A 25,474-nucleotide genomic window follows, 5' to 3' on the forward strand; every position below is an offset into this window, starting at 1 on the left:
CCCGGTGCGGGCAGCAGCCCGCTGAGTAGGATCGTCGAGACCAAAGAGGAGTGCTCGATGCCGCTGCAGCCCATGTTCGTACCCGACGCCGACCGCTACGACGGACGGATGCCCTACCGCCGGACCGGCCGCAGCGGGTTGCTGTTGCCCGCGATCTCGCTCGGCCTGTGGCACAACTTCGGCGACGACGTCCCATTCGACCGGCAACGTTCGATCCTGCGGCGGGCCTTCGACCTGGGCATCACCCACTTCGACCTCGCCAACAACTACGGCCCGCCCTACGGATCGGCGGAGACCAACTTCGGCCGGCACCTACGCGAGGACTTCGCCCGCTATCGGGATGAACTGGTGATCTCGTCCAAGGCCGGCTGGGATTTCTGGCCCGGCCCGTACGGCGACCTCGGTTCCCGCAAGTATCTGCTCGGCTCGCTGGACGCGTCCCTGCAGCGGATGGGGCTGGACTACGTCGACATCTTCTACCACCACCGCTTCGACCCGGACACTCCGCTGGAAGAGACGATGGGTGCGCTGGACTCGGCGGTCCGCTCGGGCAAGGCACGTTACGTCGGCATCTCGTCCTACTCCGGCGCTCGGACGCGGGAAGCCGTCGCGATCCTGCGGGATCTGGGCACTCCCCTGCTGATCCACCAGCCGTCCTATTCGATGCTCAACCGATGGGTCGAGGAGGACCTGCTCGACGTCCTCGGCGACGAAGGCGTCGGCTGCATCGCCTTCTCGCCGCTGGCCCAGGGCATGCTCACCGACAAGTACCTGGACGGCGTCCCGGACGGATCGCGGGCGGCGCAAGGCAAGTCGCTGTCCCCCGACCTGTTGACCGAGCAGAACCTGACCCACATCCGGGCGCTGAACGACCTGGCCCAGAGTCGTGGTCAGACGCTGGCGCAACTGGCGCTGGCCTGGATTTTGCGGGATTCCCGGGTCACCTCGGCGCTGATCGGCGCGTCCAGCGTCACCCAACTGGAGAACAGTGTCGGCGCGGTCGCCAACCTGGACTTCACCGAGGACGAACTGGACGCCATCGACGCCCACGCGGTCGAAGGCGGGATCAACCTGTGGAAGGGTCCGAGCCGAGCCTGATTGCGATCAGACCGGTCTGCGACTAGTCTGAATATATGACCGCTGAGCATGTCGGCGCCTACGAGGCGAAGACGCATCTGCCGCGCCTGCTGGACGAGGTCGAGCGAGGCGAGTCCATCACGATCACCAAGCACGGCCGCGCGGTCGCCCGCCTCGTCCCGGTGAAGTCCGAGGCGGAACCAGCCGATGTGGTGATCGAGGCCCTTCGTGCGGCGCGCGTGGGCGTCCGCCGAGGGGAAGAGTCGGTCCGCACCATGATCCAAGAAGGGCGACGCTGACCGTGTTCGTGGTCGATGCAAGCGCCACGATGGCGTGGTGCTTCGAGGACGAGGCGACGGAGGCCACCGAGGCCGTTCTCGACCGGCTTCGGTCGGAGCGGGCCCTCGTGCCGGCGATCTGGCCGCTGGAGGTGGCGAACGTCCTTTTGGTCGCCCACCGTCGCGGCCGAGTCAACGAGGCCCAGATCAACCGATTCGTGCGCCTGCTTGCCCAACTGCCCATCGACGTCGACGAGACCAGTGCCGACGTTGCCAGCCTGGTGGCATTGGGCCGAACTCACGAGCTGAGTTCATACGACGCGTCCTACCTACTCCTGGCCGAACGAGCGGGTCTGCCTTTGGCCACCCTCGACGACCGGCTAGCCAAAGCCGCTGCTCGCGCCGGCGTCCCGCTGATGATCCCTCCCTCGGCATAGCCCGCGCGGCTGGCACGTGAGGGCCAGCGGACTGGCTCGCCAAGCTCCCGAGCCAGCGCGGCTTCGACCTACTACCGCGCCTTCGTTGAGAACTGGCAGCGGATGAAACGCGGGCTCCGCCGGGCGGTGCAGGTGATCGAGTCGCTGCGGATATTCGACGGACAACGGCGCCCTTCCGCAATCCCGGCGGCTGTCGTCGCGGCGCTGCTCGCCAACCAGCCCGAGGACGGCGACCGTCGAGCGTCGGTGGATCGCCTGAGGCGGAAGTACACCACCCCAAGGGCTAACAAGCCCTTACTGAGCCCCACCAGAAGTCGACGGTGGAGAAGACAGAGGTCTGGCCGACGGTCGACCCGGTAAACCGGGCTCTCTCTGCCATCCGCATCAACGATCCCGACGACCTCGAACAAGCAGCCGACGAAGTCGACCGCGCCCTTGCCCTTCTGGCAAGACAGGCGAGCGCGCAAACCTTCACCCACGACGAATGGCGCAACTGCAGGACTGGAGTGTTCCCGAAAAAGTAAAGGTGCGGGATTTATGCCGCACCTCTACTTTTTCGAACACTCCACCTCACCATCAACCGGGAGGCCCTGGCGTTACGCCTCACCCACGAGCTGCGCGATCAGCCCCCGATCCACCACCGGCACCGCCGGCGCCGTCACTGTCGCCGCCACGCTCGGCTCGACCTCCTCCACCACGGCCACTGGGACCCCTTCCAGCTGCTTACTCATCGGGCTCCTCCTCGATAGGAGTTACACCGTTGAAAGTACAGTCCCTGCCCGACTCACCGTCTCCTCGGCGGCCGTTGTCCAGCGAGTACGAGTGTCGTAGTAGTGCTAGTAGGAGACCGAACGCGCACCGAGCATCGTCCTTGCGTTGACACAATGCAGGGATGCTCAGTGATGACGACCGCGCCCACCTAGCCGCCATCTTGGAGTGCGGGCCAGCGCTGGACCGCTGGCGCCTACGTGTTCAGCGGACGGAGCCGCCAGAGTGCGGCAGTGATCTGAGTGCAGATGACAGCGTCTTCCCGTATCACCGAATCAGCGAAGTCGTGCGGACTAGCCTAGCCATTTCAGGCGAGAGCCTGAGGCTGGCAACCGACGCGATCCATCGCGGGAACCTGTACCCAAGCGCGCACTTTACGGCCCTTCGCAGCGCCTTGGTCGGAGCCTGCCAAGCCGTCTGGATTCTGGCGCCTGGCGATGCTCCCACCCGCCGCAACCGCGGACTGAGCGTCATAGACGAGGCATATCGCCGGAGCGCTCAGTATCACGACGCCACCAAGAACTACGCCCCGAAACTCAGCGCGTCAGACGCCACGGCACTAGACGACCAACTTGCGTGGATCGCGACTCGGCGCCTCCAAGTATCCCAAGCCCGCACGACACCGATCCCGCTCAACCTCACCAATGACGTCATCCCCGCGGCGGCCGCGGACGTCTATCAAGACCCCCAGCGCCGTGCCGAAGTGCGTCTGCTCTGGATGCAACTAAGCGGCGACGCGCACGTCCTTGGCTGGTCCATGTTCATGCGTTCCGAACCCGTCATGACCGACCGGCTCACAGGCCTGATCGAATTCGCAGCCAGGGGCAGCGTGAAGTCGATTGCGCAACCGTTCATTGCCTCCTACGAGATCCTTCGGCAGGGCTGGAGCCTCTACGACAAACGCTGTGAGGGCCGCGACGCATAGGGATGCCGCAAGCCGTCCTTGCATGGGGATCGCCTCGTGCGCTTCGGTGAGCATGACTCAACTTCGGACCATCAAAGAGGTCCAGAACTTTCAGTGCGGAGCGTTAGAGGTGGCCGGCCGTCAGCACCGCCACGTTGGATTGCACTGCGGGAGAGGAACTTGGACCGACTGGGTCTTGGCTAGCCCGGGGTCTAGCACCAAGGTGAACTTCTCGTAACCTAAGGGACCAGGGGATCGCTGGAATCGAATCTCACGGCGGATGGAGTCGCCGCGCGTGGGCTGCCAATGCTCAAACGGATTGTCCATCACGGTGAAGTGGGTGCCTGTCTCGTCGATCGCTTCGATTCCAAAGTTTCCGGCTACATCGTCAAGTACATCTATGGCAGTGTCTGCCACGATTGTCCCATCCGACATTCTGTTCACTGCGAAGACCTTGAGGCGTACCGGCTTCGTCTCGATCGTCCACGGACCTCTTGCAGTCGCGATTACCCGGTCGCTCGTGCGGTCCAACGGCCCGAGTCCGAACCAACCAGAGATGCACAACGCAACAACCAGTATGAGAGGCACTGCCACCGCGGGGTGTGTGTCGCCTGGCACCATCGATCCCTTACTCGCAGCAGGTCCCGGCATTTCGAACTGGGATCCCATAAGTTGTTCCTTCTACCGAAAAGTCTTCTTCACATCGCCGCGGACGGCAGCTGCTGCCGCCAGTATGTCTTCCGCCAATTCGGACATCTTGGTTGTGGACCCGGTTCCCCAAAGCACGAGGGCCTCCGCTCGTTCACTCACCACGGTGATGCGCCCCGTGTTGAGTAGCACCGTCGGGAAGGGCCGGTCGAAGATGACGTTTACCACCTCGTAGTAGTACATCTGCACGTCGAGAGGAACAAGTACGCCTGCTTGAGTGCGTACGCTCACGTCAGTTACGACGTAGCGTGTCCGTCGGCTGGAAATCGTCGCGAGAATAGCTAGGCAGCTCGCGATGGGTAGGAGAAGGATGGCGGGCAACGCTGGTTGGTCGTACATCAGATTGCCAAGCGCAATGATCAACAACCCCGCTTCCTGTGCTCCAAGCGTCTCCTTCGTCCATGTCACCAGCCACTCTCCGAACTGAGGAGACGTCGAGGTGGCAACCGCAGCTAGACCGGCCAGAAGGATCGAACTCTGCGCTGACCGGTGAGACCGCCAAGCCCGATGTCGGTCCAGCCAAACTTCGCGCGGGTTGATGAAGTCGCTAGCCCCATCCGCCTGAGACGGGGGCGACGGTGCGGCGATGCCCCGCGGAGTGAGCGCCTCGACATTTGGCTCGGCTTGGCGAGGGCTAGGTTCCATTGGCGCACCGAGCCGTCGGACACCGTTCTGCGCTCCGCCGTGGGTGGGTTCCTCCAGCAGGCATCGCTGGTACCAGTACATCGCGTCGACTGCGTTCCCACGCAGTTCGGCAAGTCGACCCAGAGCATATAGAGGCTTTGAGAAGTGTGGGTCGAGACGGTGTGCAGAATCAAAATGTTCCCTGGCATCGTCAACGTGTCCCCCTGCCGACAGGATCATCCCGCGCCAGTAGGCAACGGAGGCAGGGGCCAAACCTGATGCAGATGCCTGATCTAAGGCGTCGCTGGCCTCTGTGAGCCGATCGTTATCGTAGTGAGCCTTCACCTGGGCCACGAGATCAGGCGGCGGTGACACGTCCTTATCCGTCATGATCGGCTGGGAGTTGAGGCATCATTATCTGGCTGTGCTCGTCCGACTGCATCGCCTGAACTGTGGCGCTCGCGTCAGAAGGCGCCCCACCGTCTGAGGATGCGGTGTGGTCGTGATGTTCATTCGTCGTGTTCGTCTCGTTAGCCGCATCGTCGTCCAGCTTGGCTGATGCCCTCGCTGTTGCCTCGCTCTGCTGGTCATCAGCAAAATCAGTTAAGACGGGTTCTTGTCCAGCGTCGTCGTCGATTTTCTGACTTAACGGAACATCCTTACCCGTGTTGGTGTCCTCACCAGATCCTGGAAGTGACTTGTCCCCGGCGGATCCGACCTCGGTGTCCTCACCAGATCCTGGAACTGACTTGTCCCCGGCGGATCCGACCTCGGTGTCCTCACCAGATCCTGGAACTGACTTGTCCCCGGCGGATCCGACCTCGGTGTCCTCACCAGATCCTGGAACTGACTTGTCCCCGGCGGATCCGACCTCGGTGTCCTCACCAGATCCTGGAACTGACTTGTCCCCGGCGGATCCGACCTCGGTGTCCTCACCAGATCCTGGAACTGACTTGTCCCCGGCGGATCCGACCTCGGTGTCCTCACCAGATCCTGGAACTGACTTGTCCCCGGCGGATCCGACCTCGGTGTCCTCACCAGATCCTGGAACTGACTTGTCCCCGGCGGATCCGACCTCGGTGTCCTCACCAGACTCCGCAAACACCAGTTGATCCGGGTCTCGACGAGGCGTGGCTTCGAAATGTTCGCCAGTTCCGAAGGCTGCACTTGACGGGCTGCTACCACCTTGGCTTCGATGCACAGGAGCCGACCGCCTGTTCCGGTCATCGCCGTCAAGGTGACGCCGAAGTCCGAATCCGGCGCTGTGGGGACGTCCGCGTAGCTCGTAAATCACACCTCCTGGACCTCGCACGCTTGCAAGAGGATCCCCACCGGAAGCGTCGGACTGATGACTCTGTGAACGGGAACCAAAGCGACCATGCGCGCCGCGTTCAGCCCCAAGGGTGGTGTCCTTGGCCAACGCGGCAGCTTCGTCTGATCGATCCTTGCTAGGCCTCACATCCCCGCCTTGCTCGGCGTACTGCTCACCATCAGGCGATTTGAAGCCCGCGTCTTCATGGATGGTTGGCGACACATCGGACAGTCGCAGCATCTCCCGCGGCCGCCAGTCTCCATGTCCGTCGCGCACGAACCCCCCTGGGTTGCTGAACACACGGAGGATGCTGCTGGGCTCAGGGTGAGTGATCGAGGTGCCCTGAGTCGCACTCTTTTGGACGGTTAGTTGAGGGCCGGTCTGTCGGGACGAGTCAGTCTCGGAGCGCTGTCGCTGGCCGGTTCCGCCGAAGCTGGTCAATCCCGGTGCCTCAATCTGACCGCTGATCGACCCGGAACGACTCGACCCCTCTAGGTGCTCGTTCGAGGTTGTCGCCCCAACGCGTGTTACAACAGTTGAGGTTGAAGCGGTGTCCGTCCGGGTGCCAACGTCGTGCATCGCCTGAACCACCAGCTCGACCGCCCTAAGTGCACCGGGGGTCACATCCCCGGGCTGTTCAGACTCTCTCGCATGGCTGAGTGCCCGTGCCGAGAAAGACACTCGATCCACCTCGACCCACTGGCCGTCATGATGGCCAACGATGCTCATGTGGCCCTCGACCGGCACCACGAATGCCTCATGGCAGTTTGGCCCCCCCCATCTGATGGTGGTGCTGGTGCCAGTCGAAAGCGAACTCGCGACCGTGAGTCGGTACTCGCCGTTCATCTCGTGTGTCAGATGATTCCCGGGCTCGGGGCTAGCTACCTGCATCGCCACATCAAGCCGCACCACAGTGAAGCCCCTTACGTGAAGCTCATGCACCACAGCGGCTGAGAAAGAATGACCAGACCGAATCCAGGCTTGAGCAGTGTCTACAAACTCCTGATCCGAAACAGCTTCTCTGCGCTGCGCAAGACTCGCTCGGTTCATCTGATCGGCTCTATCGCTGGCCCAGAAAGTGATCCCGACGCTGAGATGCCCTCCCAAACTAGCCCTGAGTGGGCTCGGCTTCGGACACCCAGACGCGTAGCCAACATCACATACTCCTTCGCCTCCCGAAAAAGAGATTGCGGCATGCAAGGACGATGTGTCAACACTGTGGGTCAGGTTCCACCGAGGTAGGTTCGTGGCGTCTGGCGGTCGGACCTTCGCAAGCACCATGAGATGCACCTGCCATCGTTGCTTCGATCGTCACAGCCCACACGCACTACGCAGCGAACCTGATGTCGACGACGCCGAAGTGGTCGTGGCCGTGGGTCAAGGCGCTGCTGCACTCGATCTACGACCAGCCCGACGCCGACGCCGTGCACCCCCAGTTCGACCGCGTCGTCGACGCCCTCACCCACAAGCTTCCCCTCGTCGCCACCCACCTCGAAGACGCCCGCGCTGACATCCCGGCGTTCACGCCGTTCCCCAAGGAGGTCTGGCGGCAGATCTGGTCGAACAACCCCAACGAACGCCTCAACCGCGAGATCCGTCGCCGCACCGACGTGGTCGGGATCTTCCCGACCGAGCCAGCATCATCCGGCTCGTCGGCGCCTGCTCGCCGAACAGCACGACGAGTGGACCGAAGGCCGCCGCTACCTCGGACTCGACGTCCTGGCGCGCGCCCAAGCCGTCGACACTCAGCACACCGAGGAGGTGAGTACCAACCTCGAACTACAAGCCCACACGGCCTAACCGACACGCCCAACCGAGGGATCAACCCCGTACAACACCCCGACGGACTTGACCGACCCAGGCTGTAGCAGCGCCCGATACCAACTGGCCCGCTGTGCCAGCCGCCACCCCAAGACCGCCAGAACATCCGTGGATCGCCCTTGACGCGCATAGAACCAGCGTGAATAGCCTCATCTGTTTCTGACCGACCGATACCGTGGATGTCGAGTTGCCGACCACCGGATCGTTCCGCGACGAGCACTCCTACCGATGTGATAGGCGTCTTGAGATGCTCGGCCAGCTCTCCGAGCGCGCCAGCGGGTCGGCTGGGGTTGCCCGGTCGGATCGCCGAGTGCTCCCGCTCGTCGGCCGTCGTCATCACCGGAGCACTTGTGCCTGCTGCACCGACACCTGCTGCGCAGGGAGAGGTTTCGCGCACCCTCCCGCCATCGCCGAAAGCCCGCCAGCATCTGCGGGAACTGACACCTTCGGAGTCAAAGTGTCTGAAGGTAAACAGCAGGAATTTGCCCGCGAAGCCTTCGCGAGGTTCGCTGACTCCCTCCGAATGGCGGGCAGGCGATCGGCCGAAGGCGGACGCGAGCAAGCCAATCACGAGACGCGCTGGTTGAACGCGTACCGGCCCCGACCTCCACCTCGGATCCACGGGAACTAAGGCCTGTACTAGCAACAGCCAGCGAGCTAGTGGTCATCGGCGGTAGTTGGTCGGGGTCGAACGGCCTCGTCAGTTTCGATTCCTGGTCATCTCTCGATCCGGCTAGGGCTTCCGTGCGGTCGGTGTGCCACGGAACCTACCCAGCCACAGTCGGCGAGCCACAGTTAACATCGTCCAAACAGGTCGATGGCAGGCGTGAGTTGGTGACCTGCCGGTGTCGCACAGTCCGGATATTGTGGGCGGGGTGCCCACAGCGAGAACTGGTACACATCGATGTCCCGGTCGCCTGGCGCGGGATGGCTAGTCGTCCACCTCGACTACCTCGAAGTCGACCTCCTCGTCCTCGTTGAGGGGGTAGTCCCCTGGGTTCGACAGGTGAAGCACTTCGGCGCCCGTGCTGTAGTTGCTGACGCACACCAGCCCATATGCCTGTGCCTCTTCCTCGGTGTCGAAGACCTCGTCGTCGATCTCGGAAGACCCGTCGTCGTACTGCATCACGACCTTGTAGGGCACGTCACTCCTTGCGGTGCGTTGATTACGTGATCCAGGCTGTCGTGACATTGCATGCCCGTCAACCCTCGGCGGCGCCGCGTAGTGGCTCTCCCGTGGTCGGTCCAGGCACTTGGGCGTCCAGCATGCGACCAGCGCCACGGACGTCGACGGAGTGCCGGCCAGCAGCCCCGCCGGCGTCAGGAGCCGGTCCGGCGCCATCTCCAGGTCGTGCCCAAGACCGGGTGCCGGGCCGTGCTCGGTGAGCGGGCGGGTCCGGGTGGTCGTCCAGATGGTCGCGCGAGGGTCAGCGACGGACTGAGCAGCAGATGCACGCCGCGCCAAGGTAGCCGCCGCTCACCAGCAGCGCCGACCAGGGCAACGACCACAGGCGTTCCAGCGGGACCAACTGCAGCGGGGTGCCAGCTGGAGGTTCTGCGATCTCGGGCGGCAGTAGGTGCGAAAGTGGCGCTGCTGCGTCGGCGGCTGCCTCGGTTGGCCAACGCTCGGAATAGGCGTCGATCAGGGCGAGTTCATCGGTGGTCAGTTCGTGCTGCCCGAGGACTGGCTCGGAGTACGGCGCGCTGGCAAGCGAACCGACACGTCCGTGGCGCCCAGGCACCTCAGCGATCAACAGCAGGGCGATGTCTGGGCTGATGCCGTCGAGCAGCGCGAGGCCTGCTCGCGGGTCAGCGGTCGGCAACTTGCAGCCAGCGCGGGGTCCGTGGCGTCGGCGTACAGCCCAGGGAGATCCGCGCTAGACAGAGACGGGTCCGGGTCGCGGGGCAGATGCCCGGACCCATTCAGGTCGGACGTAAGCCCTGTCCGCTGTGCTTGATCCTGGCGGGCCAGCAGCTGAGCGATCAGTAGCGGATCGGCCGCCGGGTCGAGGCGTACATCTTCGGCGACTCCCGGCAACCTCCGCCCCCACAGGCTCTCGAAGACGGCCGCGAACGCGCACGCAGGTAGTGCCAGCGCGCACCAAGCGCGATCGGCCCCGGCTCAATGGCCGTCGCTCGCAGCCACGGCCCCGATGGCTCGGTCGCGACCAGTCACCAGTCGCCACGGAGCGCAGTCCCAGTTGCGCTGACAGGCTCTGGGTCGGGGTTCGCCACGACAACCCTCTACCACCAAACACCGACGTGCTTCATGTGATCCACGCCGTCATGGTCGCGGGTCTTGGACAGCAACCGCGGCAGACCAACGCTGCTGATGAGCAATCAAAAGCCCGTCCGCGCCTCCACGGCAACCCATCATCGCGCGCACGGGCCTCCGCATCTCCCGCGCCGTTGCCTGGCCCGCTCCGGACATCCAGTCGTCAAGTCGACCACGACACTGCTGGCGGTCTGCACCACGCCACTTTCTGACCTTCTTGCGCCAGTGGACGTAACGGTGACGACCTTGCTGTCGACGGTGGTGAGGAAGGCCCAGAGCGCGATCACGCTGGTACCGACGCCAGCCTGCAGCAGCTGCATCGCGGTGGTGTGCCGCAGCACATGCGCGATGACCGTCTTGCCTTGCAGCGATGGCAGCCTGGTGCCGCAGTCGCGGCGTAGTGCGAAGGCGATACTCGACCGCATCACGGCTGAGCTGGGTACCGCGACGGGACGGAAATGGCGGCCTGCCAGCGGCGGGGCGTCGTTGCCGGGCCGTGTTCGATCGAGCTTCCAGGAACAGTGGAGATTGGGAACGACCCCACGGCCTCAAACTTCTTCGGCAAGCACATCGTCACGCTAAGTCGCATCCTTCTTCTTGACTTCCCCTAAGTCGGAATGCTCGGTGTGACCCCGCGCCAGGAGCGGTTCGCATAACCACTCCCTTCAACCGATCAAGGCCCTTGAATGCCCGTTCGGTAGCACCGCATGTCACAAGCCAAGTCTGGATCCGCCTAGGGAACCACAGCCTTCACTTGCCAGAGGAGGGCTCCTGACACCATCGGCGACGCCCGGTGCTGAGCATCACCCAGGAGGCCGACATCCTCGGCCCGAGCACAAAGACAATCCGCCGACGCATCGCCGCCGGCGACCTGCCGGCCTACCGCAGTGGCCGGAGACTGATCCGGGTGAAGGGCATCGGACCTGAACCGACTCTTCCGACGGATCCCAACCGCCAGGAACTGACGCAGGCTGGGCAACGGCCGCCGAGCGGGTCGACCGCTACGGCTTCGTCGCTCGCAGCAGGCCATCACCACATCCCCCGAGGTCGAGGCCCTGCGGGCACGACCTCAGGCCCAACACGCCGGCACAGCCCGAGCTTCAGGTGGGCCGCCATACCCAAAATCATCACCCGAACCCACGGCCGCCCAACGATGTTGCACGAGATCCCTTCGCGGCCCAGATTCCCGCCACAGGCTCCTTCACTGTTGCACGTATATTGCACGAAACGTGCTTGGCGAATAGTTGCGAACACATTTACCGTAGTCAGACCCGTTTTCAGAAGTGCCGGAGAAGGGACTTGAACCCTCACGCCCGAAGGCACAGGAACCTAAATCCTGCGTGTCTGCCAATTTCACCACTCCGGCATGCCGCCCGGGGTGACGGCACGCTCAGTGTAGAGCGCCAGAGCACGGCCGCCCGACTGCTGCGCTGGCACGTTGACGCTGCCTGACGCCCTTCCGAGGCAACTTAAAGGGAGCGTCGGTTGTCAGTCTGCGGTGCTGGTCACCTGGCAACCGGATCGTGAGCATGACGCCCCTACCCGCGCACGATCTCGCTGACTGGCAGCCCGCTCCGTGCAACGATCGCGGCACGGTCCGGATCGAGCGTGGCCGGCAGCGGTTGATAGGAGTAGACGAGGATCTCGTCCTTCGTTGAGCCTGGGCTACGCAGCAGACCGGTCCGGCCGGAGCCACTTGGCGAGGACACTGGAGTGACGCGGTACGGATTGTGCTGACCCGGGTTCGTCAGCGAGAAGGTCACCCAGTTCGGGCATCGCACGGTACCCACGCAGAATGCGGTTACCACACCGTAGATGGATTTATTGGTCGCGATCGGTACCGTGTGCTTCTTTTTCTTGTACGTGTAGGTGTAGCTCTTCTGGTAATAGGGCGCCACACCGACGTTCAACTCCACTTGCTTGGTGACCTTGCACCCGAACAGCCCGCAGGACATCTTGCCAGCCCACGTTTTGAGCGTGACTCTCCGTCCTCGCCAAGTTTGCGTGGGAGAGGCGCCGAGAGCCTTGAACGCGTTGGCGTCCCAGATGTTGTGCTTGTTCCAGAGCTTGTCCCAGCCGAATCCGGCGTCAGCATCGGCGTCGTAGAAGCCGCGACGAAGTGGGATGCTGATGGCCAGTTTGGGGTTGAACACAATTCGGACGACCGTCGCGGACGGGTAGCCTTTCGGTGGCGGTGCGGCCACCGACTCCGGGGACGGGCCAACGAGCGTCGCAAAGATGGCTATGACTACGGAAAACGCGTATCGCTGCTCCACCAGCTGCCTCTCTGGTTGATGAGTGGTTGCGGTCCTGCCACGCGATAGCGACGCTAACAAGGAGGTGCTCGTGACGAGTCCGACGGATCGCGAGTTTCTGGTGGCATGTCTGCAGCGTGAGTGGCTCCGATTCAGCAGACCGACTCCCCCACCGGCGACGATCATTGACGCGCACGTGGGCGCGGACTCCGACGGCGAACCCGTTTTCCAGGTCGTCTATCGCCCACTTGCCTCGTCCGAGGTTCTGGGGGCGCAGATTCCGATCGTCGACGACCCCAACCAATTGTCCCGGTTCTTCGAGCAGATTCTCTTCGAGTTGTTCGATGAGCCCAATGACACCAGCGCGGGTTTTCAGCACGGCGACGTGTGGTGGTGGAAACCCCGAGACCTCCGCCCCGATGAACTTCTCACCGGCGTTGAAACCCGGGTCACGCTGCCCGGGCCCACGCCGTGAGGTGGCCGATAACCCCAGCCCTCAGTCGTCGCCCGGGCGCAATGCGGGATCGTCGATCGCGAAGGTGCGGACGGGTCCCGGACCGGTCTGCGCGGTCTCGAACCGGACGGTGACTCGGCCGAGTCCGGATCCCCAGACCCAGCCCGGTCCGTGCTCATCGTGGACGACATCGGCTCCTGGGCGGTAGGGCGCGGTCCGCTGACTGAGGCCGCCCAGAGCGGCTTCCGCGGACGAGGACGGGGTCTCGACAAGCTCGACCAACGGCACGGACCGCGGGTCGAGCTCCCCGTAACCAGGCTCTCGCTCCGCGCCGGTCTCGACAGCCTCGACCGACGGCACGGGTTGCTGGCTGAGCTTGTCGAAACCGGGCTCCCGCTCGGCAGTGGTCTCGACAAGCTCGACCGACGATGCGGGGGTCTCGACAAGCTCGACCGACGATACGGGGGTCTCGACAAGCTCGACCGGTGCTGGGGAGTCGAGCAGCGACGGTTCGAACAGGGCTTCTTGGGCGACCTCGGTGAGGCCGGCAACTCCTACGCCGAACAGTCGCAGGCCGCGGGGGACGTCCACCCCGTCGAGTAGGGCACGGGCGACGGCGCCGATCACCTCGGGGTCGTCGGTGGCGCCGTCCAGGGTGCGGGAGCGAGAGAGCGTGGTGAAGTCCGGGTAGCGGGCCTTGATGGTGATGGTGCGGGCGAATAGGTGCGCGGCCGAGAGCCGTCGGGCGACCGTGGTGGCGTCCCGGGTGGCGATCTCGTCAAGCCGGGTCCGGTCGGTGACATCGGTCTCGAAGGTGTCCTCGACCGAGATCGACTTGGTCTCGCGGTCGGGTTCGACCGGGCGGTCGTCACGGGCGAAGGCGAGCGCACCGATCCACTCCCCCTGTGCCCGGCCCAGTTCGCGCAGCAGTTCGCGGGTCGACAGCCGTTGCAGGTCGGCAACCGTCGTCACCCCTAGTCGCGCCAGCTTCTCCATGGTGACCGGCCCAACGCCCGGGATCGCCCGCGCGGGCAGCGGGGCGATGGTCTCCACCTCGGTACCGGGGATTATCAGCCGGACGCCGTCCGGCTTGGCCAGTTCGGTAGCCACCTTGGCGATGAACTTCGACGACCCGATGCCGACCGACCCGGTCAGCCCGCCGGTCTCTTCGGTCAGCCGCTGCCGAAGCCGGGCCACCTCGGCCAGCACCGCCTCCGGCTCCAGCGACCGGTCCCCGACCGCCAGGTCGACGAACGCCTCGTCCAAGCTCAGCGGCTCGACCAGCGGGGACAGCTCCCGCAGCAACCCCATCACGATCCCGGACGCCTTGCGATAGGCGCCGATCCGCCCGGACAGGAAGGCGGCGTGCGGACACCGGCGCCGCGCCTCATGGGTCGGCATCGCCGAATGGACGCCGAACACCCGCGCTTCATAGGACGCCGTCGCCACCACCCCGCGCTGCCCGATGCCGCCGACGATCACCGGCTTGCCGCGCAGGGACGGCTTGTCCCGCTGCTCGACGGCGGCGAAGAAGGCGTCCAGATCGAGATGCAGGACACTGGCGTGGGTGCGCATCAGGCTGAGTCGGCGTCCCGCCGGCGATAGCGGACGAAGGCGAAGCCGTCCCGCGGCTCGCGGCTGACCTCCCGCCACTCGGCGGGGTGGATCGGCGGGAAGAACACGGTGCCGTCCGCCTCGGCGTCCACCTCGGTAAGGTCCAGTTCAGTGAGCTCGGGCCAGGCCTGGCGATAGATGGTGCCGCCACCCGCGATATAGATCTCGTCGTCAAGCGACCGGGCAAGCTCCAGCGCCCCGTCCAGCGAGGCCACCGCATAGCCGATCGCGCGGCCGTCACCGGGAAGCGCAATGCGCGCCGGGTCGCTGGTGACGACGATGGTGGTGCGCCCCGGCAGCCAGCGCCCGATCGCGTCGTGGGTGCCGCGTCCCATGATCATCGGGTGGCCGTGGGTGACCCGCTTGTACCGCGCCCAGTCCTCGGCGATCTCGAACGGCTGGCGCTCGCCGTCGCCGATCACGCCGTTGGAGCCGACGATCGCGATGCCAATGATCCGCACCCGCTGAGCCTACTTCCCCACCTCGTGCACCAGGTCGTGGATCACGCGGTGTACCTCGGCGTCCCGCAGCGGACGGAAATGCCCGGCCGCGGCCAGGTTGATATTGCGCGCACCGGAAAGCCTGCTGCCCTCGGGGATGACCTGGTCGTGGGTGGGTTGCACGGAGATGATCCGGGCGTTCACCTCGAGCTGGGCGCTCAGGTCGGTGATCGCCCGGCCGCGGGGGGCGAAGACCCCCAGCGGCGTCCGGCCGAAGATCGGCCAGGACAGCGACGACCCGCCGAAAGGCGTACTGAGCGCCACCATGCCGACGATCCGGCCGGCGACGTCCGGGTCGAGCATCACCAGCTTGCCGATCAGCCCGCCTTTGGAGTGCGCGACCAGCACCACCCGCTCCAGTTGCTGCTCGCGCAGGTAGTCGGCCACGGTCCGCGCACCCACCGGCAGCGCTGCACCGTTGGCGCCCAGGGCGGCGATCAGATGCACCGGGTGACCAGCGGCGTTCAACGACCTGGCCAGCGGCACCAGATACGGCCAGCGTTCCCAGATCCCGGGCAACAGCACGATCGGCGTGTGGTGGTCGGGGTCGGGACCAGGCTCGCGGAAGGCGTCCGGCGCCCCGGAACGGCTGAACGCCCGCAACCACCAGCCGATCCCGTAGACCCAATCGGCGAACCCACCGAGCCAGCGATTCATCCGGTGCCGATCCCGGCCAGGGCGAGCAACTCGCCGGCCAGCACCTGGTGGCTGTCGTGGACGACGCCGTGAGCGGCGCCCGGAACGGTGAGCACCTGCGCGCCGGTCACCTCGGACGCCAGCCGGGTCCGCCAGGCCAGCGGGCTCACCCGGTCGTGCTCGCCGCTGACCAGCAGCAGCCGGGCTCGGGACAGCGGCAACCGGGTCTCGATCGGGTAGGCGATCACCTTCGGCATGGTGTCCCCGATCCACCGGACGCCGGCGCGCGCATAAGCGGCCAGCGCCGACAGCGTGTTGCCCGGCGACTCGTACCGGGCCGCCTGGAGGAAGCGTCGCAGCACCTCCGGCAATCTGCGCTCGTCGGCGACCACGACCGGACCCACCAGCATCGCGGCGCTGCTGTAGGACGGGTACTGAGCGAGGATCTCGGCCACCACTTGGGCGCCCATCGAGTGCCCGACCAGCAGCGGATCGATCACCTCCAACTCGTCCAGGGCGCGCTTCACCACGTCCGCGAAATCGACGATCGACATCCGGTGCCGCGGCCTGGGCAGGTCGTGGAAGCCGGGCAGGTCGAACAACAGCACCCGTCCGTGCGGTGCCAGGTCATGCGCCAAAGGGACGAAGAATCGCGACGAAATGCCTAGTCCGTGCACCAACGCGAAGGTCGGGACGGCCGGCGACTCGGCCAGCTCGGGCCGCATCGCCCACTCTTCGTAGACTCGGACGCGGGCGTCGCCGAACTGGAACTCGTGCACGGTCAGCCGCTCGAGGCCGGATCTGCACCGACCCAGCAGAAGCCTCCGCCGCGCCATCGTTCAGCGTTTCCCTAGACCGCGATCGGGGCCTTGATGCCCGGATGCGGGTCGTAGCCAAGCACCTCGATGTCGGCCAGGGTGAACGCGTCGATCGCGGTGACGTCCGGGTTGAGCCGCAGGGTGGGCAGCGGACGCGGTTCGCGGCTCAACTGCAGATCGGCCTGCTCCAGGTGGTTCAGGTACAGGTGGGCATCGCCGAAGGTGTGCACGAAGTCGCCCACCTCGAGCCCGGTGACCTGGGCGACCATATGGGTGAGCAGGGCGTAGGAGGCGATGTTGAACGGCACGCCGAGGAAGATGTCGGCCGAGCGCTGGTACAGCTGGCACGACAGCCGTCCGTCGGCGACGTAGAACTGGAACAGTGCATGGCAGGGCGGCAGCGCCATCGCGTCCACGTCGGCGACGTTCCAGGCCGAGACGATGTGCCGACGCGAATCCGGGTTGGCCTTGATCCCCTGGATCACCTGGGCGAGTTGGTCGATCTGCCGGCCGTCCGGGGTGGGCCACGAGCGCCACTGGTGACCGTAGACCGGGCCCAGATCGCCGTTGGCGTCGGCCCACTCGTCCCAGATGGTGATGCCGTTGGCATGCAGCCAGGCCAGGTTGGTGTCGCCGCGCAGGAACCACAGCAGCTCGCCGAACACCGACCGGGTGTGCACCCGTTTGGTGGTCACCAGTGGGAAGCCCTCGCGCAGGTCGAAGCGCAGCTGGTGACCGAAGATGCTGCGGGTGCCGGTGCCGGTGCGATCGCCCTTGGTCACCCCGGTGTCGCGCACCAGCCGAAGCAGATCCTGATACTGCCGCACCGCTAGTCCTTCCCCCGGCCATCGAACCGCTGCTCCGCGAGCCAGGCCAGCATGGCCCGGACGGCCTTGCCGCGATGGCTGATCGGGTCCTTCTCGGCCGCCGACAACTCCGCGTTGGTGCGGGTGTTCCCCACGGCCACGAAGATCGGATCGTAACCGAAGCCATTGCCGCCGCGGGGCTCCGACACCAGGGTGCCCTCCATGGTTTCGCGGACGACGTGTTCGGTGCCGGCGGCGTCCAGGTAGGCGACGGCGCAGACGAACCGGGCGGTGCGCTCGGCCGGATCGGTGTCGGCCAGCTGGGCGATCAGCAGGTCGAGGTTCTGTTGATCGGTTGCGCCCTTGCCCGCCCAGCGCGCTGAGCGGACGCCGGGCATCCCGTTCAGCAGGTCGACGGCGATGCCGGAGTCGTCGGCCAGCGCCGGCAACCCGGTCGCGGCGACGCAGGCCCGCGCCTTGAGCAGGGCGTTGCCCTCGAAGCTGCGCTCGGTCTCGGCCGGCTCCGGGTAGCCGGTGACATCGTCCAGCCCGAGCACCTCGACATCCACGCCCTGCTCAGCGACCAGCCGGCGCAACTCGGTCAGCTTCTTCGCATTGTGCGTAGCAAGCACGACCTTCCTGGGCCGAGCGTTCATCGGGTCAGGGCCTGCTGCTGCAGCCGGGTCAGCTCGGCGGTGCCGGCGACGCCGAGGTCGAGCAGCGCGTCCAGCTGGGCGCGGTCGAACGGACGGCCCTCGGCGGTGCCCTGCACCTCGATGAAGCGTCCGTCACCGGTGGTCACCACGTTCAGGTCGACCTCGGCCGCCGAGTCCTCGACGTAGGGCAGGTCGAGCAGCGCGGTGCCCTCGAGGATGCCCACCGAGACCGCGGCGACCGACCCGGTCAGCGGCTCACCGGCCAGGGCGCCGCGCTCACGCAGCCAGCTGACGGCGTCGGCGAGGGCGACGTAGGCGCCGGTGATCGCCGCCGTCCGGGTGCCGCCGTCGGCCTGCAGCACGTCGCAGTCGAGCACGATGGTGTTCTCGCCGAGCGCCTTGTAGTCGATCACGGCGCGAAGTGAGCGTCCGATCAGCCGGGAGATCTCGTGCGTCCGGCCGCCGATCCGGCCCTTCACCGACTCGCGGTCGCTGCGGCTGTGGGTGGCCCGCGGCAGCATCGCGTACTCGCTGGTCACCCAGCCCAGCCCCGACCCCTTGCGCCAGCGCGGCACGCCCTGGGTGACGGACGCCGCGACCAGCACCCGCGTCCGGCCGAACTCGACCAGCACCGAACCCTCCGCGTGGTCGAGCCAATTGCGGGTGATGGTGACCGGACGCAGCTGGTCCGGTCGGCGTCCGTCGGTGCGGGTGTAGGTCATGGGACCATCCCATCCGGCCGCCGGGGCGGTGTCAAAGTCAGAAGACCGGCTTGCCGCCGGTCACCCCGATCACCGTCCCGGAGACGTAGGACGCCTCCAGCGGGCTGGCCAGGAAGACGAACGCCCCGGCCAGCTCGGACGGCTGACCGGCCCGGCCGAGCGGGGTGTCCGAGCCGAAGGACGGCATGCTCTCGCCGGGCTTGGTGGCCGGCTGCAGCGGCGTCCAGATCGGCCCGGGCGCGACCGCGTTGACCCGGATGCCCTTCGGCCCGAGCTCGGAAGCGAGGTTCACGGTGAAGTTGTTGATCGCGGCCTTGGTGGCGGCGTAGTCGATCAACGCCGTGGACGGGTCGTAGGCCTGGATCGAACTGACGTTGATGATGCTGGAACCGGAGCTCAGGTGCGGCAGCGCCTGCTGGGTCATCCAGAACAGGGCGTACAGGTTGGTCGTGAACACCTGGTCCAGTTCCTGGCTGGTCAGGTCGGCCAGGCCCGACTCGCGCCGGGCCCACTGGAAGCCGGCGTTGTTCACCATGATGTCGAGTCCGCCGAGCTTCGCCGCGGCGTCGTCGACCACCTGACGCGCGGTGGACTCCTCGGTGAGGTCGCCGGGCAGCAGCACGCACCTGCGTCCCGCCCTCTCCACCCAGGACGCGGTGTCCTCGGCGTCCGCCTGCTCCTCGGGCAGGTAGCTCAGGGCCACATCGCAGCCCTCACGGGCGAAGGCGATGGCGACCGCGCGCCCGATGCCGGAGTCGCCGCCGGTGATCAGTGCCCGCAGCCCGGACAGCCGGTCCCGGCCGACCCAGTGTTCCTCGCCGTGATCCGGCACCGGATCCATGGCCGAGGTGAGACCGGGAGGCTGCTGTTCCTGCGCGCGGAAGCCGCCCTCGGAGGTGGTCAACTTCTCGGCTGCGCGGTCGATGGCTTCGAGATCGAACATGCCGGCCAGTTTCGTTGGCGTCCCTGGCCTGGGCAACCGCCCCTTCGGGTGGGCGAGCGATCCCGGCCGCGCGTCCTGGCCGCGGATGTTCGGCACGCCGCTACTGCTTCTGGTCGATGGCGCTCACCGTGTCCCGGAAGCCGGTGATCGCCGAGTCGATCGCGGTCACCGAGGGCGCGGTTGCCCGGACCGCCGTCAGCAGCTGATCGATCGCGCTGTCCAAGGCGTGCCAGTCAGCGGGCGAAGCGGGCTTGATGGCGGCCTCCGCGCTGTCCCAGGCCACCTCGAGGTCCTTGGCCCGTGCCGTGATGCCCGGGAAGTCGCCACTTCGCAGCGACACCTTCAGCTGGCTGACGATGGCCACGAACGGACGCAGGTCGCCCAGCGGCGAGGTGGCGTCCGCCTCGATCCCGGACGCGCCGGTCGATGAGGTCGCCACCACGCTGGGCGCCGGAATCGCGACCGTGTTGTTCGCGGCGGCCGAGGTCAGCACCACCGAGGCGAGCACCACGCCGAGCGTGCCTCCGGCCGCCCAGGCGTAGTCGCGACGCGGATGAATCACCGGCACGTCCCCCTTCTCGCGGACGCCGTGCCGATTCACGTTCACCTGCTCGCGGGCGACCAGCACCACGATCACGGTGAGGAACAGCGCACTGGTCAGGCCGGCACCGAGCCCGACCCCGCCGTAGCTGCTCTCCTGGGTGAGCAGATCCCCCAGCGAGGCCCCGAGCGGTCGGGTCAGCACGTAGGCGATCCAGAACGCGGTCACGCCGTTCATGCCGAGGCGGTTCATCACCCAGACCAGCACGATCAACCCGCCGAAGACGACCGAGCCGGTGCGGAAGCCCAATGACAGCGCCTCGTTGGCGAGATCGCCGCCTGCCGTCCCCAGCGCGAAGGTGACCAGGATCGCGGCCCAGTAGAAGCGCTCCCGCTTCGGCGTGTCGATCGCGGTGATCGCCAGGGTCCGCTCCTGTTGCCACCAGACCACGAAGACCAGGGCGAGCGCCACCGCGAACACCGCCGTGCTCAGGTACAGACTGACACCGAGCTGGTCGGTGAAGAAGTCGGTCAGCTGAGTGCCGACGATGCTCACCTCGACCACGGTCAGCCAGTACAGCCACGGCACGTAGCGTGGCGCCCTGAGCTGGGCGATCAGCGTCACGACCAGGACCGCGAGCATCGCCGCGCCGGTCAGCAGCGGGCCGAGGCCCACCTGGACGGTGAGGAAGTCGGCGAACGTCTCGCCGACCGTGGTGGACAGCACCTTGATCAGCCAGAAGGTCGCGGTGATCACCGGAACCTTGTTCAGGAAGCGGGCGGTGGCGTCCTGGGCCTGCCGGGCCGCGGGATTGATGGTCATCGGGGTTACCTCTCGGTGTGGGAGCAGTGCCCGGCTGACGCTAGGAGCGGCCGATGAAACCCCGATGAAGAAAGGACGGACTCAGTCCGGACGCGGATCGCGCGCCAGCCGCACGATGAAAACCGAGCCCGCACCCGGCTCGCTCCGGACGTCGACCTCACCGGCATGGGTGTGCGCGATCTCACGACAGATCGCCAGCCCCAGGCCGGTGCCGGAGGTCGTCCTGGACTCCTCGGCCCGGTAGAAGCGCTCGAAGACGTGGGGCAGGTGCTCGGCAGCGATGCCCTCACCGGTGTCGCGCACCTCGATCTCGACCACCTCCGGCAGCCCGCGCGCAGTCACCTCGATGGTCCCGGACGCGGTGTACTTGATCGCATTGTCGACCAGGTTCACCAGCAGCCGGATCAGCGCGTCGGTGTCGCCGATCACCTTCACCTCACCCTCGGCCGTGCAGGTCAGTGCGACCCGGTCGGCATCGGTGAGCGGCCGCAGGCTGTCCACCACGTCCGGCACCAGCTCGCCGAGGTCGACCGTCTCCCACAGCGGTCCGGACGCCTCGGCCCGGGCCAGTCGCAGCAGGTCCTCGGTGAGCGTCCGGAGCTTGTCGGTCTCGTCGGCCAGGTCGGCCAGCGCCGCCTCGTACTCGGCGGGGCTGCGCCGCCGTTCGGCAATCACGCTGATGATGGACTGCATCGCCGCCAACGGCGTCCGCAACTCGTGAGCAGCGTCGTGACTGAATCGCCGCTCGCGCTGGAAGGCGTCGTCGAGGCGGCCCAGCATGTCGTCGAAGGTGCCGGCCAGCCGCCCCACCTCGTCCCGGGTGGGCGGCAGGCCGAGGCGCTCGGTGAGGTCGTGTGCCGAGATCCGGCGGGCGGTGGCCGCCATCTGGTCGATCGGACGGAGCGCCCGGCCGGCCAGATAGTAGCCGCCGATCACCCCGGCGGCGACGATGATCGGCGCGCCCAGCAGCAGGCTCAGCAGCAGTCGTTCCCGCAGCGATTCCACGGCCCGCATGCTCTGCGCCATCTGAACCACCGCGACCACACGACTGTCGATGGTCATCGGCTGGGTCAGGGTGCGAATCGATCCCCCGCCCTGCGGGTCCGCTCGGGTGGCGAAGCTCGACCGCCCGGCGAGTGCCTCGTCCAGGCTCGCCGGCTCCAGCGGCAGCCGGACGTCGTGGCCGATCGCCTGGAGCTGCTTGCCGGTGGTGCCGAAGATCTGGATGCTCAACCCGTGCGAGCGCAGGTCCTCGGTCAGCGCCGGGTCGAGGGTGACCGGGTCGTCGGAGACCTGGAACTGACCGCCGTCGATGTCCGCGGTGGCGATCAGCTGGCTCGCCCCGGACCGCAGCGAGTCGTCCAGGTTGGCGAACAGCCAATGCGACACCGAGAAGTAGACGAACCCGCCGAACGCGGCGAGAGTGAGCAGCATCATCAGGCCCACCCAGAGGCCGAACCGGGCGCGGAGGGTCACGGCGGCGGCCCCTTGGCGGTGAGCCGGTAGCCCGCGCCGCGAACGGTATGCAGCAGCTTCAGGTCGTGCCCGTCATCGATCTTGCGGCGCAGGTTGCGGATGTAGACGTCGACCACGTTCGACTCGTGGTGGACGTCGTAGTTCCAGACGTGCTCGGCGATCGCCTCGCGGGTCAGCACCCGATCGGGCTCGCGCAGGAAGCACTCCAGGACGGCGTACTCCTTGGCGGTGAGGGTGATCTCCTGGCCGGCTCGGCCCACCCTCCGGCTGGTGGTGTCCATGGTCAGGTCGGCCACCCTGAGCACGGGCAGGCCGTCGCCGCCGTCCGAGCGCCGGGTGAGCGCCCGCATCCGGGCCAGCAATTCCTTCAGCGAGAACGGTTTGACCAGGTAGTCGTCGGCGCCGGCGTCCAAACCGGAGACGCGCTCGTCGACGGTGCCGCGCGCGGTCAGCATCAGGATCGGCACCCCGGAGCCCTGCTGGCGCAACTGCCGGCACACCACCAGCCCATTCGGCGGCGGCAGCAGGATGTCGAGCAGGATCAGGTCGTAGGGCGTCGATCGGGCCCAGTAGAGCGCATCCTGACCGGTGTGGACGGCGTCCACCGCGTAGCCGTGTTCTTCGAGGCCACGTTTGACGTAGGCGGCGATCCTGCGCTCGTCCTCAACGATCAAGACCCGGATGTCGACCCTCCCTGCTCGCAACGAGGCTAGTCGGGGCAGATGAAAGCCAGATGAAGGACCGCTGGATTCCAGGCCCCGCCCACGCACGATGGCTCACGTGACCATCGATCGGGCGCAGGAGCAGGCCACTCCGGTTGCCACGATGTCGTGGCGCGACCGTCCGCGTACGGGCATCCTCGTCGTCACCGCGCTGGTGCTGGCAGCGGCCGTGGTGACCAGCATCGGCATCCAGACGCCGTGGCCGTGGAGCGATGAGGGGGCCACTTATCTGGCGGTGCAGCGGTCGTGGACCGAGCTGGCGGTGCTGTGGCAGAGCCGGGACGCACCACTGGTGCCGTATTACTACCTGGCGAAGGCGTGGACGACCATCTGGTCGCACCTCGCCCCCGCCGTGCCGACGCTGGTCGTCGTACGGCTGCTGTCGGCAGCTGCTGCCACTGCGACGGTTCCGGTCCTCTACGCCCTGGTCGCCCGCAATGCCGGACGGCTTGCCGGCACCATCGCGGCCGTGCTGCTGCTCAGCTTTCCCGGATTCATCCGGTACGCCCAGGAGGCCCGTCCGTACGCACTGATGCTGCTCGCCGCGACGGTCGCCTGGCTGGTCAGCGATCGGCACTTGCGCCCGGCGGCGTCGGGGTTCCGCGTCCGCCCCGGTGCGGCGTGTGCACACGCCGCGGGCCTGGCCGCGGTCGGAGCCATCCACACGTTCGGCCTGTGCCAGTGGCCGGCTCATCTGCTTGCCGCGGCGCTCGCGCCGGGCGATCGACGCGACCGGTTCCGGCGGACCGCGTCCGTGGTGGTCGTGCTGCTGGTCGCCGGTGCGCTGGTCGGCGCCCAGGTCATCGCGTCGCTCGGGCATGGCACCGGCCCGATCGGCGCGGACTCGGAGCGCGCGGTCACCTGGTTCACCGTGCCTGGCGAGGTGTTGCGGGGCATCTCGCTGACCCCGTTGATCCTGGCCTCGGTCGTCGTGGTGGGGTTGGCGCTGGTCGGCGCGCTGAGCCGTCCCGGCGGACGTCGCGACTTCCCGCTCAGCCTGGTGATCTGGCTGGTGGTGCCGCTGGCGCTCGCGATCGGCGTCGGAGCGGTCCGGACCAACCTGTTCCGGATTCGCTACTGGGTGGCGTTCCTGCCACCGCTGGCTGCGCTCGCCGCGCTCGGTGTCGTGGCGATCGCCGCGGTCGTGGTCCGCTTGGCCACTGCTCTCGCGTCCGGGCCAGGCTCGTCCGGAGCGGCCGGACCGGGCTCGCTGGCGCTTCGAGCCGCCTTCATCATGCCCATCTGCGCCCTGCTCGTGTTGCAGGTGACGATCGCACTGCCTGCTCAGGTACGGGTCCGGGTCAGCGTCGGGCACGGCGAGAACCTGGCCGGAGTCCGCACCGCACTTGCCGACGCCCGGGTGCGGCACCCGGGTGTGCGCGCGGCGATCTCCGCGGCCAGTGTCAGCGGAACGCTGGCCGCCGTCGAACCCGGCCTGCTCGGCGAGAACCCGCTGCGCCGGCTCGACCCTGCCGCCCGATCCGTCTACACCACTGCCAACTCGCCGGCCACGGTGCGGCAGCGGCTCGCCGGCGCCACCCACCTGCTGTGGATCCACGACGGCCCGTTGGTGCCCGCCGAGCTGCCGGTCCGGTTGCCGCGGTCCCTGGCCCGGCTGAACCCGGTCGTGCTCGAGGTGCGCCCGGCCGGTCCCGGTTGGACGACCGTGCTGCTGCAATTGCCCGGCTGACGGTTGGAGAACGGCCGGTCAACGCCTGGTTTCACCGGTTGAGCTCGTCGAAACCCGTTGCCGGAGAGTTCTCGACACGCTCGGCCAACGATGTCAGCTCGCCGGCACCACCGTCGGCACCACCCGGACCGCGAAGTTCACCGAGTTGGCGATGAAGCACCACTGGTGCGCGTCGTGGTGAGCGGCGGTCGCCGCGTCCACCATGGACGCCTCGGCCACCACCACCCGCGGACGCAACACGACCTCGCGGAAGGCGCCGCCATTGCCTTCGGTCACCATCACGCCGGACGCCAGGTCGACGTAGTCGGTGACCACCACATCACGGGTGACGCAGGCGTGCAGGTAGGACAACAGGTGGCATTGCGACAGCGCGGCCAGCAACAGATCCTCCGGGTTCCACCTGGCCGGGTCGCCGCGGAACGGACGATCGGCCGACCCCAGCAGCACCGGCTTGCCCTCGACCTCGACGCTGACCGCGCGGTCGTAGCCGCGGTACCCCGTCGTCCCGTGGCCGCGGTTGCCGGTCCAGGTGGTCGTCAGCGCGTAGCGGTGCTCTCCGGTCACCGCTCCAGCCTGCCACGGGCACGCCCGGGACGGGCGCCCACTAGAGTCGGA

The 25,474-nt window shown here is 66.9% G+C and carries 25 protein-coding genes, 1 tRNA gene and 1 pseudogene; 8 read left to right on the forward strand and 19 right to left on the reverse strand.

What is annotated here, in order from left to right:
* Nucleotides 1–57: 57 nt before the first annotated feature.
* The 4 genes from mgrA to QM711_RS14030 all read left to right on the forward strand — a co-directional run bounded on the left by mgrA (nucleotide 58) and on the right by QM711_RS14030 (nucleotide 2,316).
* A complete protein-coding gene (gene mgrA, locus QM711_RS14015; RefSeq protein WP_415100368.1) occupies nucleotides 58–1,098 on the forward strand; it encodes an L-glyceraldehyde 3-phosphate reductase in 1,041 nt (346 codons plus the stop codon).
* A 35-nt stretch (nucleotides 1,099–1,133) separates the two neighbouring features.
* Nucleotides 1,134–1,376 (forward strand): type II toxin-antitoxin system Phd/YefM family antitoxin, encoded by a 243-nt coding sequence (locus tag QM711_RS14020; RefSeq protein ID WP_415100370.1) that lies wholly within the window; start codon nucleotides 1,134–1,136, stop codon nucleotides 1,374–1,376.
* Nucleotides 1,377–1,378: 2 nt separating this feature from the next.
* Nucleotides 1,379–1,792, forward strand: coding sequence for a type II toxin-antitoxin system VapC family toxin (locus QM711_RS14025; protein ID WP_415100372.1), 414 nt, complete (start codon nucleotides 1,379–1,381; stop codon nucleotides 1,790–1,792).
* Between the two features lie 320 nt (nucleotides 1,793–2,112).
* Nucleotides 2,113–2,316: a hypothetical protein gene (locus tag QM711_RS14030; protein ID WP_415100374.1), complete on the forward strand. Its 204-nt coding sequence runs from the start codon at nucleotides 2,113–2,115 to the stop codon at nucleotides 2,314–2,316.
* Nucleotides 2,317–2,388: 72 nt separating this feature from the next.
* On the opposite strand, the gene QM711_RS14035 is transcribed toward QM711_RS14030, so the two are convergent.
* Entirely contained in the window at nucleotides 2,389–2,523 is a 135-nt protein-coding gene (locus QM711_RS14035; RefSeq protein ID WP_415100376.1) for a hypothetical protein, read from the reverse strand.
* 161 nt (nucleotides 2,524–2,684) lie between these two features.
* Between QM711_RS14035 and QM711_RS14040 the strand changes: the two genes are divergently transcribed.
* Complete coding sequence (locus QM711_RS14040; protein WP_415100378.1) at nucleotides 2,685–3,485, forward strand: hypothetical protein; 801 nt, start codon at nucleotides 2,685–2,687, stop codon at nucleotides 3,483–3,485.
* Between the two features lie 660 nt (nucleotides 3,486–4,145).
* On the opposite strand, the gene QM711_RS14045 is transcribed toward QM711_RS14040, so the two are convergent.
* Together QM711_RS14045 and QM711_RS14050 are read right to left on the reverse strand one after the other, a co-directional pair.
* Nucleotides 4,146–5,186, reverse strand: coding sequence for a tetratricopeptide repeat protein (locus QM711_RS14045; protein ID WP_415100380.1), 1,041 nt, complete (start codon nucleotides 5,184–5,186; stop codon nucleotides 4,146–4,148).
* Nucleotides 5,176–5,901, reverse strand: coding sequence for a hypothetical protein (locus QM711_RS14050; RefSeq protein WP_415100382.1), 726 nt, complete (start codon nucleotides 5,899–5,901; stop codon nucleotides 5,176–5,178). The genes QM711_RS14045 and QM711_RS14050 overlap by 11 nt, the downstream gene beginning before the upstream one ends.
* Before the next feature lie 1,529 nt (nucleotides 5,902–7,430).
* Between QM711_RS14050 and QM711_RS14055 the strand changes: the two are divergent.
* Nucleotides 7,431–7,908, forward strand: a pseudogene (locus tag QM711_RS14055) (transposase); the annotation flags it as partial.
* 952 nt (nucleotides 7,909–8,860) lie between these two features.
* Here QM711_RS14055 and QM711_RS14060 read toward each other — a convergent pair.
* From QM711_RS14060 to QM711_RS14075, 4 genes are all read right to left on the reverse strand, one after another.
* Nucleotides 8,861–9,073, reverse strand: coding sequence for a hypothetical protein (locus QM711_RS14060; RefSeq protein ID WP_415100384.1), 213 nt, complete (start codon nucleotides 9,071–9,073; stop codon nucleotides 8,861–8,863).
* A gap of 283 nt (nucleotides 9,074–9,356) precedes the next feature.
* A complete protein-coding gene (locus tag QM711_RS14065; RefSeq protein ID WP_415100386.1) occupies nucleotides 9,357–9,752 on the reverse strand; it encodes a hypothetical protein in 396 nt (131 codons plus the stop codon).
* A gap of 1,736 nt (nucleotides 9,753–11,488) precedes the next feature.
* Nucleotides 11,489–11,570: transfer RNA gene (locus QM711_RS14070), tRNA-Leu, on the reverse strand.
* A gap of 172 nt (nucleotides 11,571–11,742) precedes the next feature.
* Nucleotides 11,743–12,480, reverse strand: coding sequence for a hypothetical protein (locus tag QM711_RS14075; protein WP_415100388.1), 738 nt, complete (start codon nucleotides 12,478–12,480; stop codon nucleotides 11,743–11,745).
* 70 nt (nucleotides 12,481–12,550) lie between these two features.
* Between QM711_RS14075 and QM711_RS14080 the strand changes: the two genes are divergently transcribed.
* Complete coding sequence (locus tag QM711_RS14080; RefSeq protein ID WP_415100390.1) at nucleotides 12,551–12,934, forward strand: hypothetical protein; 384 nt, start codon at nucleotides 12,551–12,553, stop codon at nucleotides 12,932–12,934.
* A gap of 21 nt (nucleotides 12,935–12,955) precedes the next feature.
* Here the strand turns inward: QM711_RS14080 and QM711_RS14085 are convergent, their stop codons facing one another.
* From QM711_RS14085 to QM711_RS14135, 11 genes are all read right to left on the reverse strand, one after another.
* Nucleotides 12,956–14,488 (reverse strand): DNA polymerase IV, encoded by a 1,533-nt coding sequence (locus QM711_RS14085; RefSeq protein ID WP_415100392.1) that lies wholly within the window; start codon nucleotides 14,486–14,488, stop codon nucleotides 12,956–12,958.
* The gene (locus QM711_RS14090) at nucleotides 14,488–14,988 is read right to left on the reverse strand and encodes a dihydrofolate reductase (RefSeq protein WP_415100394.1); all 501 of its coding nucleotides are present in this window, start codon (nucleotides 14,986–14,988) and stop codon (nucleotides 14,488–14,490) included. The genes QM711_RS14085 and QM711_RS14090 overlap by 1 nt, the downstream gene beginning before the upstream one ends.
* A 9-nt stretch (nucleotides 14,989–14,997) precedes the next feature.
* A complete protein-coding gene (locus QM711_RS14095) occupies nucleotides 14,998–15,684 on the reverse strand; it encodes an esterase/lipase family protein (protein WP_415100396.1) in 687 nt (228 codons plus the stop codon).
* Nucleotides 15,681–16,442, reverse strand: a complete 762-nt coding sequence (locus tag QM711_RS14100; RefSeq protein ID WP_415100398.1) for an alpha/beta fold hydrolase — start codon at nucleotides 16,440–16,442, stop codon at nucleotides 15,681–15,683. Before QM711_RS14100 ends, QM711_RS14095 begins: the two co-directional genes overlap by 4 nt.
* A 71-nt stretch (nucleotides 16,443–16,513) precedes the next feature.
* The gene (locus tag QM711_RS14105; protein WP_415100401.1) at nucleotides 16,514–17,308 is read right to left on the reverse strand and encodes a thymidylate synthase; all 795 of its coding nucleotides are present in this window, start codon (nucleotides 17,306–17,308) and stop codon (nucleotides 16,514–16,516) included.
* A 2-nt stretch (nucleotides 17,309–17,310) separates the two neighbouring features.
* Nucleotides 17,311–17,943 (reverse strand): RdgB/HAM1 family non-canonical purine NTP pyrophosphatase, encoded by a 633-nt coding sequence (gene rdgB / locus QM711_RS14110; protein ID WP_415100403.1) that lies wholly within the window; start codon nucleotides 17,941–17,943, stop codon nucleotides 17,311–17,313.
* Nucleotides 17,940–18,665 (reverse strand): ribonuclease PH, encoded by a 726-nt coding sequence (gene rph / locus QM711_RS14115; protein ID WP_415100405.1) that lies wholly within the window; start codon nucleotides 18,663–18,665, stop codon nucleotides 17,940–17,942. The genes rdgB and rph overlap by 4 nt, the downstream gene beginning before the upstream one ends.
* Nucleotides 18,666–18,702: 37 nt before the next feature.
* Nucleotides 18,703–19,608: an SDR family oxidoreductase gene (locus QM711_RS14120; RefSeq protein WP_415100407.1), complete on the reverse strand. Its 906-nt coding sequence runs from the start codon at nucleotides 19,606–19,608 to the stop codon at nucleotides 18,703–18,705.
* Nucleotides 19,609–19,708: 100 nt separating this feature from the next.
* A complete protein-coding gene (locus tag QM711_RS14125; RefSeq protein ID WP_415100409.1) occupies nucleotides 19,709–20,971 on the reverse strand; it encodes a hypothetical protein in 1,263 nt (420 codons plus the stop codon).
* Nucleotides 20,972–21,052: 81 nt separating this feature from the next.
* Entirely contained in the window at nucleotides 21,053–22,447 is a 1,395-nt protein-coding gene (locus QM711_RS14130; protein ID WP_415100411.1) for a sensor histidine kinase, read from the reverse strand.
* Entirely contained in the window at nucleotides 22,444–23,121 is a 678-nt protein-coding gene (locus QM711_RS14135; RefSeq protein ID WP_415100413.1) for a response regulator, read from the reverse strand. The genes QM711_RS14130 and QM711_RS14135 overlap by 4 nt, the downstream gene beginning before the upstream one ends.
* Before the next feature lie 106 nt (nucleotides 23,122–23,227).
* On the opposite strand from QM711_RS14135, the gene QM711_RS14140 reads away from it, so the two are divergent.
* Nucleotides 23,228–24,859, forward strand: a complete 1,632-nt coding sequence (locus QM711_RS14140; protein ID WP_415100415.1) for a hypothetical protein — start codon at nucleotides 23,228–23,230, stop codon at nucleotides 24,857–24,859.
* A 93-nt stretch (nucleotides 24,860–24,952) separates the two neighbouring features.
* On the opposite strand, the gene QM711_RS14145 is transcribed toward QM711_RS14140, so the two are convergent.
* Entirely contained in the window at nucleotides 24,953–25,423 is a 471-nt protein-coding gene (locus tag QM711_RS14145) for an OsmC family protein (protein WP_415100417.1), read from the reverse strand.
* Nucleotides 25,424–25,474: the final 51 nt, after the last annotated feature.

It is taken from the genome of Micropruina sp., assembly GCF_047602385.1.
Taxonomy (GTDB): Bacteria; Actinomycetota; Actinomycetes; order Propionibacteriales; family Propionibacteriaceae; genus Micropruina.